An 18,553-nucleotide genomic window follows, 5' to 3' on the forward strand; every position below is an offset into this window, starting at 1 on the left:
ATATAATCAACTATTATTATCATTTATGTTAGAAAAAATATCTCAGCTTCCTCGTTGGTTACGTTTAAGTTTTATTTTTCCTTTATTATGTCTTAATGGGGTTTTATTTGCTTTATTAATTAACTATCTCCAACCATTAATTAGTTTTTTAATTATTGCTACTATTATCGCTTTTTTACTTGAACTATTAATTGAATTACTAATTCAAAAAGGTTTAAAAAGAGGATTAGCCATTATTTTAGTTTTATTATCTGCTGTAATTATTTTAGTTAGTATTAGTTTTATTTTAATTCCTATTTTGATTCAACAGCTAGATGATTTATTAATTAATGCACCAACATGGATTGATCAAGCTAATCAATATTTATCTTCAGATTTACCTATTTTTAAGAGATTTTCTATTGATATTCATTCTATTCTTGAAGAAATAACTGGCAAAATTGCTAACATCCTTAAAACTGTTGGAACTCAAACTTTAACGATATTATTAACTACTATTAATAGTGTTTTTAATGTTTTATTTATTCTTATTTTAACCATCTTTTTATTGTTAGGTGGTGATAGATTTTGGCAAGGAATTTTTAGTTGGTTTCCTAAACCTTGGAATCATAAAATACCACATTATTTAAGTCAAACATTTAAGGATTATTTTTTTAGTCGTTTAATTTTAGTGGGATTTGCTAGTATTGCTAGAGGAATTATTTTCGTTTACTTAGGAGTACCATCAGCAATTTTATTCGCTTTTGGCATCGGCATCGCTAGTTTAGTGCCTTTTGTTGGGGGTATTGTGACTATTTTAGGTACTTTATTGTTACTTTTTAAAAATGGTCAATTAGCACTCTTATTTTTTGTTTTTGCTACTATTATTGACCAAATTACTGATAATGTTGTTGCACCTCGTTTTATGGGAGAAGTTATTGGTTTAAATCCTATTTGGTTAATTATTTCCTTGTTTATTGGTGCAAAACTTGGCGGTTTATTAGGTTTATTTTTAGCTGTACCTTTAGCTAGTGTTATTAAAAAACTTTTTGATGATTTACTTGATCAATTAAACCCATCTTTTACTATTTCTAACGAATCGGAAATAGTTTTAGAAAACTCTATTATTTCCCCAGATGAAAATGAATAAATATAGTGATTTTCCCTCAAAATAAAATAACAATTACACTAAATTACTGATTTTTTTTTAGGCATTGTCCACCCTACAAATTAGCTTTAATTATACTTAATATTAAATATTAATTACTTCTAAAATTAGATGTTAGAGTAAGTTGAAGATCTTGCTCTGGATTGATAGAAATTAATTCTTTATTACGATTTCCACCTAATAATAAACCTGCTAATGCTCCAAAACCAGCCCCTCCTAATACTTCTTCTGTGGCGATCGCCTTATCTCCTGTAATACCACCTAAAAGAGTACCAGCGGCCGCTCCTGCTAAAGCACCTTGCCAAATTGCATCGGTATTTTTACCATCGGATATAGTTTCAGTACGAGTGACAATACGAGAAGTTGCATTAAGAGGATACTCATTGCCATTGCGTAAAATTAGAGTTTTAGCGAAAAACCTCGAACCTTGCCCTGCAGGGCGAATTTCGCCGATAATTTGGCTACCTGCTGGAATAATTATTTGATTAGAATTATCTCTAACATCATTTTTTACCACTAAAGCTAAAGCCATGGTTTCTTCTTTGGTAACTAAAATTTTATTAGCAGAAGGTAAAGTAGTCGCAATAACTGTACCACTATTTAAAGCAATGTTTGATGATTGATTCGGATTGTTAGAATTGTTGATATTAGAGTTATTGTTATTATTATTATTCCAGTTAGAATTATTGTTATTATTATTCCAGTTAGAGTTATTGTTATTATTATTCCAGTTAGAGTTATTATTGTTAGAAGGACGATTATAATAATTACGGTTAGGACTTTGATAATTTTGTTTATCTTTATCAGCAATTAAAATGGAAGAGGATTGAGAAGAATTATAACGAGATTCAGGATTAGATTTAGCTAATAAAGGATTAATTGGTGCAAGACTTAAAATAGTAGAAAAAGAAAGAGTTAAAGCAACAATTTTTTTGCTAGTTTTATTTTTTAATTGAGTAGATTTAAACATAAATTTTTCCTTTCAAAATAAATAATTTACTATTTTGACGCAAGAATTTTAAATTTGTTTCCCAAAAAAATAGGCTTTGTGCTGGGGAAAATACCATTAAAAATAAATTATTACCTCCTAACTCCTATCTCCTAATTACTAATTACTAAAGTGTTTCCTGTTTGCACACGCCATAAATTTTCATAAATGCCTTGTTTGTCGATTAACTCTTCATGATTACCAAACTCGACAATTTTACCTTTTTCTACCACATAAATACAATCTGCGTGGCGAATGGTAGAAAGTCGATGGGCTATCATTATAGTTGTACGGTTTTCCGTAATATGTTTTAAAGATTTAGCGATGGCCGCTTCAGTTTCATTATCTACCGCAGAAGTAGCCTCATCGAGAATTAAAATAGGAGGATTTTTAAGAATTGCCCTAGCAATAGAAAGTCTTTGTCGTTGCCCTCCTGAAAGTTTTTGCCCTCTTTCCCCGACAATGGTATCATAACCTTGGGGTAATTCAATAATAAATTCATGAGCTTCTGCCATTTTGGCGGCGTGAATAATATCATCGTCTTTAGCATCAGAATTTCCGTAAGCAATATTTTCTCTGACGCTACCATGAAATAAGAACACATCTTGACTGACTAAACCAATGGCACGTCGTAAGTCATATAAAACAATATCTTTAAGATTAATGCCGTCAAGAATAATATTACCCGACTGAATCTCATAAAAACGCAATAATAACTTAACTATAGTACTTTTTCCTGAACCTGTCGAACCTACAATGGCAACGGTGGAAGTAGCAGGAATTGTCAAGTTAAAATCTTGAAGCACTGGCTCTCTTTCAAAGTAAGCAAAACTAATATGATTAAATTGGATTTCCCCTTTCACCGTATCTAAAGTTAAAGGCAAATCTCCCGAATGAATTGTCATGGGAGTATCTAAAACATCCATAACCCTTGAGGTAGAAGCCATCGCCCGTTGATATAAATCGAGAGTTTGCCCTAATCCTGTTAAAGGCCAAAGTAGTCTTTGAGTCATAAATACTAACACGCTATAAGTACCAACGGCTAAGTTTCCTTTTTCAACTTCTAAACCGCCATAAAGTAAAATTCCCACAAATCCAGCTAAGATAACAATACGAATTAAAGGAATAAATGCGGCACTTAAGGCGATCGCTTTTTGATTACTTTGTAAATATGCTATACTATCTTTTCTTACTCGCTCAATTTCATATTGTTCTGTGGTAAAACTTTTAATAGTGGTAATTCCCGTCAAGTTATTAGCTAGACGACTGTTAAGTAAACTTACTTTTTCCCTAACTTCAGCATAATAGGGAGTTAATAACTTTTGAAATGCGATGGCACCCCAAATAATAATCGGAATAGGTATAACCGTCATCCATGCCGTATTAGGAGTGAGGACAAAAAAGGTTAAACTGATGACAATAACAGTAGTAAGAATCTGTAAAATTTCATTAGCACCAACATCTAAAAATCTTTCTAGCTGGTTAATATCATCATTAAGAATAGCTAAAAGTCGCCCAGTGCTATTATTCTCAAAGTATTCTAACTCCAAATTTTGAATATGACGATAAGCATTAAGTCGTAAATCATGTTGGATATTTTGGGCTAAATTACGCCATAATCGCTGATAAGCGTACTCAAAAACTGATTCTAAACTCCAAACTATGGCCGAATAAATAGTTAAAACTAATAATTGTCCAAATACGCTAGTTACACCACCAAATTTAGCAATTACTGAATCTTGACGATTTACCACTACATCTACCGCCGCACCAATTAATACTGGAGGTGCTAAATCGAATAACTTATTTAAAACTGAACAGGTTACAGCTTGATAAATAGAGGTTTGATATTTATGAGAATATTTCAGTAAACGGGATAAAGGAGACATTTAATGAGGAGTTAGGAGTTAGAAAAGAAATGGGGAGATAGAAAGGAAATCGGGAGTTAGAAGAATCTTTAATTATTAATTATGAATTAATTATCCTAGCTTGATTTAAGCTGATAACTGACTCCCCCCCTTATAAAAATACGATGAAAAAGAAAAAACTTCTAATTATTTACCGAGAAAATTACTTAAAAAACTAGAAACAATAGAGACTAAAATTGAGCCTAAAAGGGCATCAATAAAATTATTAACGGAAAAATTAGGGGTGAAATAAGCTACTAAATAAAAGCAAATAGCATTAATAACGAATAAGAATAAGCCTAGGGTAAGAATTGTAGCAGGAAGGGTAAATAAGATTAAAATTGGCTTAATAATAGCGTTTACTAATCCAAAAACAAAAGCACCAATAAAAGCGGCAGAAGTAGTGCTAATAACAATACCGGGTATTATTCTTGAAGCGACAATCATGGAGATAGCAGTAACAATTAGCGTAACCAGAAATTGCATCATAACTATATTTATTTTTCTATCTAAAAGTGATAATAATAAGTTAACAGAAATTTCTTTTCCTTTGATAAATCAATTATAATTTTTAATTAATTTGTTTCATCAGAGTAGCCATTTCTAAAGCATTCATAGCATAACCCCAACCGTGATTACTTTTTATTCCCGCTCTTTCTAAGGCTTGTTGCATGGTATCAGTAGTTAAAATACCAAAAATAATCGGCACTCCTGTTTGTAAACCGACGGTGGCAATGCCTTTAGCTGCTTCATTACATACATAATCAAAATGAGGAGTATCCCCTTTAATTACTGCACCTAAACAGATAATAGCGTCATAACGAGCGGTTAAAGCCAATTTACGAGCAACTAATGGTATTTCAAAACTACCGGGTACCCAAGCATAGTCAACTTGATTACCTTCAGGATTCACATCAACACCGTGTCTTTTTAAACAATCTTGACAACCTGCTAATATTTTATTCGTAATTAAATCATTAAAACGCCCAATAACTAAGGCAAAACGCAAACTTGATATATCTTGATTAAAATTTCCTTCAAAAACTGTCATGGATTCTCCTAATAATTTGGTGAGCAAAAATACTTATTATCTATGATTCACTTTTGCCCACCTAGTAAATCTCAAAATAGAGTCTTAATATTTGTTAACAAAAAGTTCTTTTAAACCACGAAAAAATTTAATACAGCCACAGCTATTACTAAAACAATCCATAAGCCAGAACCTAAATAGAGTAATGGTTTAGACTGTTCCCAGTTTTGAGGAGACGCATAAGCAACAGGTACATATACGATCATCACAAAAGAGAAAAATACTAAGGCGGTTAAAAGTAATTGAAATAATATTGACATTGTTTTAAATCTCCTGATATATATATATTGTTTTATTGACGCTCTTATACTTTTTTATAGTACAGATATGAGCTTTTTACTAAACTTTATTAAATAAGTTTATGCTAATTTGTCCCACTTTGATTAATAAATTGTTGGTTTAAATATTCACTAATTTTTTGACAACACTTAGATATTTGTCAGTATTTCTCCTATCTCCCTATCTCCCTATCTCCCTATCTCCCTATCTCCCTATCTCCCTATCTCCCTATCTCCCTATCTCCCTATCTCCCTATCTCCCTATCTCCCTAACTCCCTATCTCCCTATCTCCCTAACTCCCTAACTCCCTAACTCCCTAACTCCCTATCTCCCTAACTCCTAACTCCTAACTCCCTAACTCCTAACTCCCTAACTCCTAACTCCTATTTACTTAATTATTTACACCTTTACCGAAAAATTTGGGTGGTTTGGTGGTGGTATAAACTTCTGTTTCTTTTTCAATACATTGTCTGACATAACCCGGAGTTTGTAACATTCCTAAGAGGCTAATACCATCAAAAGAGCGAAAATCATTACTGGTTTTTTGTTCTAATAAACGATCAGTTTTTTCTGGGTTGGGTATGGTGTCAAATGTTGATTCAGAGGCGATGGCAAAGCCCCATGCTGAACCATAAGTACAAGTTGGGGCAAAATAAGCATGAACATTACTAAACACCGCTTTAAGGGTATTTACTAAACGTCCATGAATATGAAGATTTGCGGGAGCGATAGGACCTGCTTGTATTACAACAATGCCGTTTTCTCTTAAAACCTGCTTTAACTGAGAGAAATATTCTTTGGTGAAAAGTTGAAAAGAAGGGCCTTCTTCGATAGGATCAGATAAATCAGAAATGATAATATCCCATTTAGGTTCAGTGGTATCTAAAACATTGAAAGCATCACCGATAATTAATTCTAAACGAGGATCATCAAAAGAACCTTGGTGCATTTCTGGTAAATGTTCACGACAGGCTTCGACTACGTCGCCATCAATGTCCACCATCATGGCTTTTTTAACACCATTCCAACGGAAAACTTCTCTAGTGGTTGCACCTTCTCCACCGCCTAAAATCAAAACATTTTCGGGATTGGGGTGATTAACCATAGCTGGATGTACTAATGCTTCATGGTATAAAAATTCATCCCCAGTGCAAGATTGCCATTTACCATCTAAGACTAATGCTTTACCATAAGCGCCACTTTCCACAATATACATTTCTTGATAAGGTGTTTTTTTGTGGGCGAGAATGCTAGTTACACCGTGAACATACATATCATAAGGGGTAATGTATTCGCTAATCCATACATCTGCATTTAATTGAGATCCAGCCATATCTTATTATTCTCCTGATTTTAGAGCAAACTTTTATAGTAACACAAAACTATCTTTTTAGTCAATTTATTATTAGATTTCAGATTTAATCCCCTTGCCCCTTGTGCCATCGATAATTTTATAGTTTACTCAGGTTACTATGGATGTTAGATATTAAATTTAAGATTGTTAACTCTTCAAAATTTTATATTTATGTTATAACAAACTTATTCCTGTTTATATAACTGAATAAAATGACTTCTTTATCTTCTCCAAAAGACATTTTTCATATTTCTAACCGACTTAGTTTTGGTATGAGTGAAAAAGATATTGATAAAATTAATAAAATGGGTATTAATTCTTATATTAAAGAACAGTTAAACCCTAAAAATATTGATATAAATACTTCTCAAACTTTTAAAGTGAGTAAATATCAAAAGTTAAATATGAATGTTGCGGAACTTTTTAAAAATTATAATAGTCAATATATTCTTTTTCAAAATGGCAAAAAAAAATCTTTCTCTGAGGAGGAAAAAAAGCAATTAAATCAAAAAAGAAGAAAATTTTTTACGGATACATTAGAATTTAAAATTGATAAGTCAATCAATAATCCTCATCAATTAGAAGAAGTAATGACGGATTTTTGGTTTAATCACTTCAATGTTTTTGTCTATAAAATGCGTGATTTGCAACAAATTTTAATTACTAATTACGAACAAAAAGCAATACAACCTCATGTTTTAGGAAAATTTAGAGATTTATTAGCGGCAACGGCTCAACATCCTTCTATGTTGTATTATTTAGACAACTGGCAAAATGTTAATCCCCGCAGTAATAAGCAAAAGTCAAAGAAAGGTTTAAATGAAAATTACGCTAGAGAACTAATGGAACTTCATACCCTCGGCGTTGACGGCGGTTATACTCAAAATGATGTTATTAGTTTAGCCCGTATTTTGACAGGATGGGGCATAATGAATGTCAACACACCTCAAAGTGATAATGGATTTTATTTCAATGAAAAACTCCATGATTATGATGATAAAAAGTTTTTAGGTCATACTATAAAAGGATCAGGCATAGAAGAAGTTAGTCAAGCATTAGATATTTTAGCTTATCATCCTGCCACTGCCAATCATATTAGTTATAAACTTGCACAATTTTTTGTTAGTGATACACCACCAAATAGCCTGATAAAAAAATTAGCTAAAACCTTTGTGGATAGTGAAGGAAATATCAAAATTGTCTTAGGGAAATTATTTGAAAGTGAGGAATTTTGGGATACTAAATATTACGGTAATAAATTTAAAACCCCTTATCAATATGTAATTTCTGTTTTGCGTATGGCAAATATCTCACAACCACCGACTAATATGATGATTAGACAATTAAGAGATTTACAGATGCTTCCTTATAATTATATTTCTCCTGATGGCTATAAAAATACTAAAGAAGTTTGGTTAAGTCCAGATGCCATGATTAAAAGATTAAATTTTGCCACCACTGTTGCGCAAGGAAAATTGAATAATAATGAGCAAATTAATTCTAGGGAATTACTCAAAACGTTTACTAATTTTTTCACCCCAAAAACTATACAAACTGTAAAAAATAGTGATCAAAAATGGCAATCTGCCTTAATTTTTGGAAGTCCTGAAATGATGTTTAAATAATAAATTTATAATTTAATAATAGTAATAAAAAATAATAAAACCATGAAAAGAAGAACAGTTTTACAACAAATAGCTTTATTTACTGGCGGATTAATTATTCCTTTAAGTAGTAATAGTTGGGTAAGTAAAGGTTTAAGTAAAAATCCATCACAAAAAAAATTAATTGTGGTATTTTTAAGAGGTGCAATTGATGGTTTAAATGTGGTTATTCCTTATCAAGAAGATGAATATTATAATAATCGTCCAAATATTGCTATATTACCTCCTAATGAACCTAACGGAGTATTAGATTTAGATGGTTATTTTGGCTTAAATCCAGCCTTAAAAGATTTGATGCCATTATGGAAGAAAAAACAACTTACTTTTATTCATGGTTGTGGATTAGAAAACGAAAATCGTTCACATTTTGAAGTTCAACACTACATGGAAAATGGTACTCCGGGTAATTTGAAAAACGATGAAGGTTGGATGAATCGTTTATTAGGTATATTATCCTCAAAAAATCCAACTCAAGCCGTTAATATTGGTTCTGTAACACCTGAAATTTTAAGAGGTTCAATTCCTGTGGCTAATTTACCACGAGAAAAAGATAATCTGCAAAAATTATCAACGGATATTCCTATAGTAAATAAACTTTTTAATGAGCTTTATAATGGTAATGATTCCTTAAGTTTAGCGTATCAAGAAGGACAAAAAGCTAGAAAAATATTTATCAAAGAATTTGAGAATGAAATGGTAGAATCATCAAAAAATGCGCCCTCAACTTCTAATTTTGTTCAAGAAGTCAAAAAGATGGCAAAATTAATGTCAGGAGAAGCTAATACTCAATTAGGTTTTATTGATTTAGGGCAATGGGATACTCATATTAATCAATCTGCCCAATTAAATCGATTATTAATGCCTTTAGGAGAAGGATTAGCTACTTTAGCGCTAGAATTAGGTAATTTGTTTAATGATACGACTATTCTTGTTATGTCTGAATTTGGACGTACTGTTAAAGAAAATGGTAATAAAGGTACAGATCATGGTAGTGGTAATTTAATGTGGATTTTAGGAGGAAATATTAAAGGTGGAAAATTTTATGGGCAATGGAATACTTTAGAAAAAAAAGCATTATTTGAAGGTAGAGATATACCAATTACAACAGATTTTAGACAACCAATTAGTAACATTTTATCCACAAATTTTGACTTATCACCACAATTAATTAATCAAGTTTTTCCTAATTTTAATTCTAAAAATAGTTTAAACTTTATCTCAGTTTAGGTTTTATCAAAAACATTAATTGAAAGTAAGTAATATATAAACAAATTTTCTTAGTTTAATATCTCGTAAAATTTAGTAAAAATAAAAGCGTTTTAAACTATTAATCGTGATAAATTAGCAAAAATTTTTTATTCTAGGTTAAATCAATGATAGGATTATGGAAATTTAAGTGTAAAAACTTGTATTGTTTAAGACAATTATTTATCAATTAATTATGTTGATTACTAACCAAGAGACAAAAATAAATATTAAGTATCTGGAAAATCTTTCTTTTACTAAGGATGAAGTTAAGGAAGTTATGGAAGGATTAACCAGCATACCTAAAAGTTTACCACCAAAATATTTTTATGATGCCCTTGGTTCAGAATTATTTGAAAAAATTTGCAACTTACCTGAATATTATCCTACTCGTACCGAAACTGCCATACTAACCAATGCCAGTAAAGAAATTGTGGAGATAACGGGAATTTGTGAATTAGTAGAATTAGGTAGCGGTAGTTCAACTAAAACTCGTCTGTTATTATCTGCTTATGATAGTTTAGGCAAACCTTGGCAATATATACCCATTGATGTTAGTGGTGAAATTCTGAAAAATTCTGCTTTACAATTACATCAACAATATAATAATCTCTCTATTTTAGGTTTAGTGGGAACTTATGAACAGGCTTTATGGCAACTTCCTCCCTCTTGTTTACCCCAACGAATGATTATTTTTTTAGGTAGTACATTAGGTAATTTTACTTATGAACAAAGCGATGACCTTTTTAATGAAGTTAGAGATATATTAACAGTGGGGGATTATTTTTTATTAGGCATCGATTTGCAAAAACCAGCGGATATTTTAGAAAATGCTTATAACGATAGTCAAGGGGTAACGGCGGCTTTTAATCTTAATATGTTGTCTCATCTTAACCGTTGTTTTGACGGTAATTTTGACATTAATCTATTTAAACATCAAGCTATTTATAATCAAGAAAAAACACAAATTGAGATGTATTTATATGCTCAAAAAAGTCATAATGTTAGGTTAAATAAGTTAGATTTAGATGTATCTTTTCAAGAAAATGAACCTATTTTAACAGAGATTTCTCGTAAATTTAATTTAACTCAAATGCAAGACTTTTTAGCTAGTCATAAATTAAAAAGTGTTAAATATTGGACTGATGAAAATAAATATTTTGCTTTGATTTTAACTCAATTAATTTAGTTTTCTTTAAAAATTTAAGTAAATATTCGTTATTAAATAATTTAGAATTATGGTACAGTATTTATGATAAATTCAGATAAAATAAACGTTATAAAGTTGGCACTATAAGAATTAACCATTAAATTTGTTACATATTGAATTGACACTTTGCATTTTACCTGACATATTTTTTACGGAAAAATTTATCCCTAACAAAAAGTAAAAGAGTCATAATTATCATAAAATATTGAAGAAGAAAGAGATAAAAAAATATTTTATAAAGTATATTAAAATAAAAAAATGTTAACTTTAAATGACTGTAATAAACAAGATATTATTAATTATTTAACTAACTCTTGGGAAACAGAAGATTTATTATTTAAAAGTATTATTAACTCTGAAACTTTTTATCTCAATCCAGATTCTTTACGCAATCCTCTTATTTTTTATTTAGGACATTCTGCGGTATTTTATATTAATAAATTAGTTATTCTTCGTTTACTCAAAGAAAGTCAAAGAATTAATCCAGACTATGAAAAATTATATGAAATAGGAGTAGATCCTGAAACACCAAATGAGTTACAAAAGGCGATCGCATTCATAAAATGGGCAAAAGTAGAGGAATTATGGCAATATCGACATCAAGCCTATAAAATGGTTATTAACGTTATCGAAAAAACTCCCCTGACTTTACCAATAACTCCTGATAGCCTTTGGTGGGGAATAATAATGAGCATTGAACATCAAAGAATACATATAGAAACTTCATCGATGTTAATTCGACAATTACCCCTAGAGTTAGTCAGAAAACCAAGTCAATGGCATTATGCAAAATCTCAAGGAAAACCTCCTACAAATGAGATGATAAAAATAAAAGGTGGTAAAGTTATTTTAGGTAAGAAAAAAGACGATAATCTTTACGGTTGGGATGTTGATTTTGGCGAAAAAGAAGTAATAATAAGCCCTTTTCAAGTGAGTAAATACCTGATTACTAACGGTGAATTTTTAGAATTTGTTAACAATAAAGGTTATGATAATAAAAACTATTGGGATGAAATATCATGGCAATGGAAGCTAGAAAATAAAGCTAGTTATCCTAAGTTTTGGCGTAAATTATCACACAATTATTCTTATCGATTAATGTTTGATGAAATTGATTTACCTTTAGATTTTCCTGTGGAAGTAAACCATCATGAAGCGAATGCTTATTGTCGTTATTTATCGCAAAAATTAGGTAATAAATATCAGTTAATGAGTGAGGCACAATGGCAATTTCTTCAACAAAAAAGCGATGATAATATTAATAACTATAACCTTAATTTTAAATTTATTTCCCCTCATTCTGTGGGGAGTTTAGAAACCTCTAAAAATGATCAAAATATTTATGATTTAAGAGGTAATGTATGGGAATGGTTAGGAGATATTTTTACACCTTTATCTAGTTTTAAACCTCATTATTTATATCAAGATTATTCTGCACCTTTTTTTGATAATCGTCATTATATGCTTATGGGTGGATCTTGGGCAACAAATGGTTATGAAGCAACACCTTATTATCGTAATTGGTTTCGTCCTTATTTTTATCAACACGCAGGATTCAGAATTATTTTAAGTGATAACTCTCATTAAAACTACTCAATATTTTTTATTTTATTGTATAACTATTAAAGTATTTAGAAATTATACATTTTAAAATTAATCAAAATAACTAATAATTAATTTTGTTTACTTACTTAATAATTGACAATAAATAATTGATAATCTTGAACAATATTCAATTAATTTTATTTAAGGCTTTGAAATTTCTTTATCGCTGGTGGCAAAAATACGGGAATCAATTATTTTGGGGAATTCTTAGTATTCTCGTGGCATGGCAAATATATCTTACCCAAGGCAGTCTTATTTCTGAAACTTTATATCACATTTATCCTTCTTGGTTATTCAATCCACAAATAGATCGTGAAGCACTTTATCAACAAAGTACAATTCAAGAATTAAGTAATAAAATTGTTATCCTCGAAACTCAAAATCAAAATCTCAAAAAAATAGCAAATTATATAGATAAATCTTCCAATAAATTAGTACCAGCGAGAATCATTGGCAGAAGTCCAGATGCTTGGTGGCAAGTTATAACTATTGATATTGGTAGTAATAAAGGCATTAAACCAAATTTGGTGGTGATGAGTGTAGGAGGTTTAGTAGGTAGAGTTACAGACGTAACTCCTAATACTAGCCGAGTATTATTAATTAGTGATTACAATAGTCGTGTGGGTGCAACCCTAACTAGAACAGGCTATCAAGGATTTATTAAAGGGCAATCAACCCACATCGGTTTAATGGAATTTTATGCAAAAGTGGGAGATGTGAAAATTGGTGATGTAGTGAAAACTTCTAATATTAGTACTATATTTCCTCCCGATATTCCTATCGGTAAAGTTATCGCTATCGATATTAATAAAAGTCCAGCACCTGAAGCACAAATAGAATTCACTGCACCAATAGATTTTTTAGATTGGGTAATCGTAGATTTAGTCGAAAAATCTCCTTTAATATCGTAATTTTTTGTTATTTAGCGGTTGCTTCATGGTTTCAGTGGAATGGGGAAATAATATTAATCACCATTAAACCATTGCACAATTTTATTTTTGAAAAAGGATTTAAAAATTGCTAAATAAAGAAATATTCAAAAAATAAGGCGATAAATCTTATAATAAAACTTACGATAAATTTTATGACTATGATATTTAATTAAACTAAAAATTATGAGTAATAATTCTTCTTTTCAAATATTAATTATTGGTGGAGGTGCGGCGGGAATAACTGTTGCTGCCCAGCTAAAAGAAAAAAATTCTAATCTAAAAATGGCTATTATTGAACCCAGTGAAAACCATTACTATCAACCAGCTTGGACATTAGTCGGCGGGGGGGAATATTTATTAGAAGATACCGTAAAACATCAACAAAATTTAATTCCTTATGCGGTAACATGGATCAAAGATTATGCAGAAAATATCGATCCTGATCATAATCAAGTAACCACAAAAACAGGTAATATTTATAATTATGAATATTTAGTTATATGCCCTGGTATTCAAATTGATTGGGATAAAATTAAAGGTTTAAAAGAATCTTTAGGAAAAGAAGGAGTTACTACTAATTATCGCAAAGAAAATGCTCCTTATACATGGGAAACTATCCAAAACTTTAAAGGTGGTACAGCAATTTTTACTTTTCCTGCTGGAGCGATAAAATGTCCGGGGGCACCTCAAAAGATTATGTATTTAGCAGAAGAAGCCTTTACTCGTCAAGGGGTTAGAGAAAAAACTAACATTATTTACGCCAACGCCACAGGTAAAATGTTTGGTGTACCTGCTTATTGTAAACCTTTAGAAGAAATTGTCCATCGCAAAAATATTGACGTTAAATATGCTCATAACCTCATCGAAATAAAACCAGAGACGAAAGAAGCCATTTTCGCTACAGGAGAAGGAAATACTGTCACTATAAAATATGACATGATTCATGTCTCGCCACCCATGACAACTTATGATTTTATCAAACAAAGTCCCGTCGCTAACGAACAAGGTTGGGTTGATGTAGATCAATATACTTGTCAACATACAAAGTATAACAATGTTTTCGGTTTAGGAGATTCATCAAGTTTACCCACATCTAAAACCGCCGCCGCTATTCGTAAAGAAGCCCCCGTAGTGGTAGCAAATATTTTGGCATTAATGAATCAAAAAACTCCCCAAAATAAATATAACGGTTATGCTTGTTGTCCTCTCATTACTGGTTATGGTAAAACTATCATGGCAGAATTTGACTATGATAAAAATCCTTTACCAAGTTTCCCCTTAGATCCTACCAAAGAACGAGAAAGTATGTGGTTAGTTAAAAAATATATTTTGCCTTGGTTATACTGGAATAGAATGCTTAAAGGTAAATCATTTGAGCCTGATAGTTGGAGATTTTTACTACCTAAAACCATTAAATAATTTCTCTGGGGTGGGTAATGCCCACCAATTATTATAAAATTTTAAAATTAGATTATCAAAATATAAAAGTTATTATTTTTTATTGTTTGCCCTTTCTTCCCAACGAAACAAAAATATCATCAAAGCAACTACTGTAATTTGAATTAATAAATTAGGGATATTATTAGCCACATTTTTTCCTGCAATTAACTGTATAGAAAAAATAAACGCACCAATAGCACCCGATGCACCAATACCGAAATAAATAAATTTTCTAAATCCTTTATAAGGTGCTTCAGCTTCTGCTTTTAAATAAGCATATTTTTCTGCATTTAAGTTATTTTTATTAGTTTTCTTATCTTCATTTTTAAAGTTATTATTCATTATTAATAATGGTCAATATTTTATAAGTTATATGATTTGATATAGAATTATTTAAAGATAAAATGTTGTTTAATCATGTCTAAAAAAGGGCGATCCCAATAATCATAATGACCAATAATTAAGTTATCTTTTAACTTTAACTCACTTCTACCAGAAACAGAAATAAAAGGTTGCCAAGGTAAAGGACTATTCCAAGACATTGTCCAACGAGTATCTATTTGATTTTCAGTTTGATTAATTTCATGTAATTCTAAGGTTAAATTCTTGAACCATTTTTGCAAAAAATCAATCATTTCTTGATACTTTTTAATACCATAAAAATTGTAAACTGGATCTTTAAAATGAACGTTTTGGGCATAGATAGAATAAGTTTGATTTTTGGGAAAGTTACGATAATCTTCTTTAATTATTTCTGTTAAATTCATAGTTTTAATAATAGTTTTTTATATAAAAATTAACCATGTATTTCTTGAGTATGACTTTTTTCTATTTCTAAAATTATTTTAGGTTTTAATTCCTCTAAATCTTGTTTCAATTTTCTCCTGCTAACAATGGCTTCTTCATTATGCTTAACACTTAACATATTACCAACAGAAGACCATTTTTTCAAACTTGTTCTTTGTTTTAACATAATTTTAAAGGATAATAAATCGTGACATTTATGAGGTTTTTCAAGGGGAAAAAATAATAAAAAATATTCTTTAGAATCACTTAAAGTATTAACAACTTGTTGCCCAATTTTAGTTTTTAAATCTAAATAACAAGGTAGCCAACAAGCACCATCTTCAAGACTATATAAAACAGTTAACCAAAGAATCATCGGATGAGGATAACTTTGAAATAAAAATTGATTATAGCGAATATTATTTTTTCTATTGTTAATATCTTCTTCTTCTAACATTGTACAAATAGTAGGTATAACTTGCTCTTCATGGGTGATTATTCGAGGAAAAACTATTTTTTGAATAGGTTTATTAATAGGCCATTTATTCGTTAATAAAAATTTTTCTAAAGAGGATGTTTTATTTTCTTCAATTTCATGGACATTAAAAGGTGTTTTATTCTCAACTTGATTATTATTTTTTACAGATATTTTACGAGCAATATTTTCTAATTTTTGGATAATTTCTCCTACGCTTTGAGGGCGATTAAAGGGAGATTTTTCCAAACAACATAAAATTAATTTTTCTAACTCTAAAGGTATATTTAATTCAGGAGAAAATTTAGCTGGTAATAACTCTGTATGGGCTTTATACCAAGCACCTACGGAATTAATTTCTAAATCCCAAGGATATTTTTTACTCAACATAAGATACATCACCATACCTAAACTATAAATATCAGAGCGATTATCTAAGTCATTTCCCTGTAACTGTTCTGGAGAACAATATCTAGGAGTGCCCATGAATTTTTCTGCATCTCCTTCATCATTTTTCATTAATTTTGCAATACCAAAATCTAAAACCTTAATGGCTTGTTTCCCAGTAGCATCTTCTGTAACATAAATATTATTTGGTTTGAGATCTCGATGAATGACAGGGCACATTTGCCCTTCAAAAAAGATACCATTATGAGCAGTTTCCATTGCACGACAAATTTGATTAGCAAACTCGAAAAATTGTGTTAAAGAAATGTCATGAATATCTATCATGTCACCAAGATTTTCGCCGTTGAGAAATTCCATCACATAAAAAGGTACTTTATTTTCATCAACACCGTAATCACTCACTTTGACAATATTTTCGCTTCTTTCAGAAAGTAAGGCACTAATAGTAGCTTCCCTTTGAAACCGTTGTATCATCTTCATGTCATCTAAAGCTCGAGAAAGAATTTTTACAGCAACATTTTGCTTTTTTGATACCGTATCTTCCGCTCGATACACTATACCCATTGCACCTTCACCGATTACCTCTTTTAATTGGTAACGTTGCACTAATAATTTTTCTCTTGATAAATCACCCTTATTCATGTTCGATTTAGATGGTTTTGTTTTTTTATTATATAGTTTCCTTAACTTTTCCCTTTTAAATTGTTATTTATGTCATTATTTTAAAAATTTTTGATTCGTCTAAATCCTTCAAACTGTAATTAACTCTAATTTTAACCATCTAAAAAAGTTGATTCGGATAGTTTTAAACTTAAAATATTTATCGTCACTTTTTGTACTTTTCTTTCTGATTTCTTTTTTTCTATCATCACATCTTTTCTTCTTTCTTTCATTTCTGATATTTTTTAATTTTATAACCTAAATAAATCTTTGACATTTTAAACTTTGGCTCTCCTACAGTAGTTATAACAAATTAATAGAAAATAATTAATGTAAACTTTAATCAGTATGGCTTTGAGTATTTTAAAAATGCAAAAATTATAAATTAACAGTTTGAATTTAACCTAATACCTGCTACCTGATACTTGACACCTTTTTTTAGACATAATCTATCATATTCAAAGTAGTAGAGCCTAAACTTTTTCATCAGGAAAATCACGGGATTTAACATCTTCGGAAAAATGAGTTACAGAATCGAGGATAACTGTACGTAAATTAGCGTAAGGAATGGCAAAAGGTGGTAATTTTTCCGATAAACCTAATAAATCCGCCGTGACTAAAACTTGCCCATCACATCTATTTCCTGCACCAATGCCTATTGTCGGAATCGATAAATTTTCCGTAATACGAGTAGCTAAATCTTGAGTAATATGTTCTAACACAATAGCAAATGCACCAGCTTTTTCTAAGGCCATAGCTTGATTAAATATTTTTTCCGCTTTATCAGGGGTTTTTCCTTGTTGTTTATAGCCTAAAATTTTTACCGACTGCGGAGTTAAGCCAACATGAGCCATTACGGGGATACCAATTTCCGTTAAACGGCTTACCGTCTCAATCATAGCAGGATAACCGCCCTCTAATTTTACCGCTCCAGCCTTTGTTTCTTTCATCACTTTTCCTGCGGATTCGATGGCTTGAGTAATATTCGTTTGATAAGTCAAAAAAGGTAAATCACACACCACAAAAGCGTTATTAACTCCTCTACACACCGCTTTTGTATGGTGGATCATCTCATCTAAAGTTACGGGTAAAGTATTCTCATACCCTAATGCTACCATTCCCAAAGAATCCCCCACTAAAATTAAGTCAATACCTGCTATGTCTAATAATTTTGCGATGGCATAATCCCAAGCGGTTAAACTGACGATAGGGCGTTTTTCTTTTTTCCACTGTTGTAATTTTTGAATCGTAACTTTCATGGGATTATAAAAATAAAGAGCAAACAAAATATTATGGCACAATGGATTAAATGATAAGTATTTTATTGCTCATTCACCATCTCTGTTAATTATAATTACTAAAT

At 30.5% G+C, this 18,553-nt stretch carries 17 protein-coding genes; 7 read left to right on the forward strand and 10 right to left on the reverse strand.

What is annotated here, in order from left to right; all coding sequences use genetic code 11:
- Positions 1-25: 25 nt before the first annotated feature.
- Positions 26-1,129, forward strand: a complete 1,104-nt coding sequence (locus tag ACEW8E_RS01335; RefSeq protein ID WP_373478539.1) for an AI-2E family transporter — start codon at positions 26-28, stop codon at positions 1,127-1,129.
- 109 nt (positions 1,130-1,238) lie between these two features.
- Here the strand turns inward: ACEW8E_RS01335 and ACEW8E_RS01340 are convergent, their stop codons facing one another.
- The 6 genes from ACEW8E_RS01340 to ACEW8E_RS01365 all read right to left on the reverse strand — a co-directional run bounded on the left by ACEW8E_RS01340 (position 1,239) and on the right by ACEW8E_RS01365 (position 6,744).
- Positions 1,239-2,117 (reverse strand): hypothetical protein, encoded by an 879-nt coding sequence (locus ACEW8E_RS01340; RefSeq protein ID WP_373478540.1) that lies wholly within the window; start codon positions 2,115-2,117, stop codon positions 1,239-1,241.
- A gap of 131 nt (positions 2,118-2,248) precedes the next feature.
- Positions 2,249-4,024 carry an ABC transporter ATP-binding protein gene (locus ACEW8E_RS01345; protein ID WP_373478541.1) on the reverse strand — a complete coding sequence of 592 codons (1,776 nt, stop codon included), beginning with the start codon at positions 4,022-4,024 and terminating at the stop codon, positions 2,249-2,251.
- A gap of 165 nt (positions 4,025-4,189) precedes the next feature.
- Positions 4,190-4,531 carry a phage holin family protein gene (locus ACEW8E_RS01350; protein ID WP_373478542.1) on the reverse strand — a complete coding sequence of 114 codons (342 nt, stop codon included), beginning with the start codon at positions 4,529-4,531 and terminating at the stop codon, positions 4,190-4,192.
- A gap of 82 nt (positions 4,532-4,613) precedes the next feature.
- The gene (gene ribH / locus ACEW8E_RS01355; RefSeq protein ID WP_373478543.1) at positions 4,614-5,093 is read right to left on the reverse strand and encodes a 6,7-dimethyl-8-ribityllumazine synthase; all 480 of its coding nucleotides are present in this window, start codon (positions 5,091-5,093) and stop codon (positions 4,614-4,616) included.
- A gap of 110 nt (positions 5,094-5,203) precedes the next feature.
- Entirely contained in the window at positions 5,204-5,392 is a 189-nt protein-coding gene (gene psbZ, locus ACEW8E_RS01360; protein WP_373478544.1) for a photosystem II reaction center protein PsbZ, read from the reverse strand.
- A 410-nt stretch (positions 5,393-5,802) separates the two neighbouring features.
- Positions 5,803-6,744: a spermidine synthase gene (locus ACEW8E_RS01365; protein ID WP_373478545.1), complete on the reverse strand. Its 942-nt coding sequence runs from the start codon at positions 6,742-6,744 to the stop codon at positions 5,803-5,805.
- A gap of 233 nt (positions 6,745-6,977) precedes the next feature.
- Here ACEW8E_RS01365 and ACEW8E_RS01370 point away from each other — a divergent pair, with 233 nt between their 5' ends.
- The 6 genes from ACEW8E_RS01370 (at position 6,978) to ACEW8E_RS01395 (ending at position 14,840) form a co-directional block, all read left to right on the forward strand.
- Entirely contained in the window at positions 6,978-8,390 is a 1,413-nt protein-coding gene (locus ACEW8E_RS01370) for a DUF1800 domain-containing protein (RefSeq protein WP_373478546.1), read from the forward strand.
- 42 nt (positions 8,391-8,432) lie between these two features.
- Complete coding sequence (locus ACEW8E_RS01375) at positions 8,433-9,656, forward strand: DUF1501 domain-containing protein (RefSeq protein WP_373478547.1); 1,224 nt, start codon at positions 8,433-8,435, stop codon at positions 9,654-9,656.
- 211 nt (positions 9,657-9,867) lie between these two features.
- Positions 9,868-10,863 (forward strand): L-histidine N(alpha)-methyltransferase, encoded by a 996-nt coding sequence (egtD, locus tag ACEW8E_RS01380; RefSeq protein ID WP_373478576.1) that lies wholly within the window; start codon positions 9,868-9,870, stop codon positions 10,861-10,863.
- 279 nt (positions 10,864-11,142) lie between these two features.
- Positions 11,143-12,471 carry a 5-histidylcysteine sulfoxide synthase gene (ovoA, locus tag ACEW8E_RS01385; RefSeq protein ID WP_373478548.1) on the forward strand — a complete coding sequence of 443 codons (1,329 nt, stop codon included), beginning with the start codon at positions 11,143-11,145 and terminating at the stop codon, positions 12,469-12,471.
- Between the two features lie 134 nt (positions 12,472-12,605).
- Positions 12,606-13,400, forward strand: coding sequence for a rod shape-determining protein MreC (gene mreC / locus ACEW8E_RS01390; protein ID WP_373478549.1), 795 nt, complete (start codon positions 12,606-12,608; stop codon positions 13,398-13,400).
- A gap of 204 nt (positions 13,401-13,604) precedes the next feature.
- Complete coding sequence (locus ACEW8E_RS01395; protein ID WP_373478550.1) at positions 13,605-14,840, forward strand: FAD-dependent oxidoreductase; 1,236 nt, start codon at positions 13,605-13,607, stop codon at positions 14,838-14,840.
- Positions 14,841-14,912: 72 nt separating this feature from the next.
- Here the strand turns inward: ACEW8E_RS01395 and ACEW8E_RS01400 are convergent, their stop codons facing one another.
- From ACEW8E_RS01400 to panB, 4 genes are all read right to left on the reverse strand, one after another.
- On the reverse strand, positions 14,913-15,203 hold the full coding sequence (locus tag ACEW8E_RS01400) for a DUF3493 domain-containing protein (RefSeq protein ID WP_373478551.1): 291 nt from the start codon (positions 15,201-15,203) through the stop codon (positions 14,913-14,915).
- Positions 15,204-15,250: 47 nt separating this feature from the next.
- Entirely contained in the window at positions 15,251-15,628 is a 378-nt protein-coding gene (locus tag ACEW8E_RS01405) for a DUF2358 domain-containing protein (protein ID WP_373478552.1), read from the reverse strand.
- Positions 15,629-15,657: 29 nt separating this feature from the next.
- Positions 15,658-17,172 carry a serine/threonine protein kinase gene (locus tag ACEW8E_RS01410; RefSeq protein WP_373478553.1) on the reverse strand — a complete coding sequence of 505 codons (1,515 nt, stop codon included), beginning with the start codon at positions 17,170-17,172 and terminating at the stop codon, positions 15,658-15,660.
- A gap of 491 nt (positions 17,173-17,663) precedes the next feature.
- Positions 17,664-18,449, reverse strand: coding sequence for a 3-methyl-2-oxobutanoate hydroxymethyltransferase (panB, locus tag ACEW8E_RS01415; protein ID WP_373478554.1), 786 nt, complete (start codon positions 18,447-18,449; stop codon positions 17,664-17,666).
- Positions 18,450-18,553 lie beyond the last annotated feature (104 nt).

The sequence above is a fragment of the Geminocystis sp. genome (assembly GCF_041753295.1).
Taxonomy (GTDB): domain Bacteria; phylum Cyanobacteriota; class Cyanobacteriia; order Cyanobacteriales; family Cyanobacteriaceae; genus Geminocystis.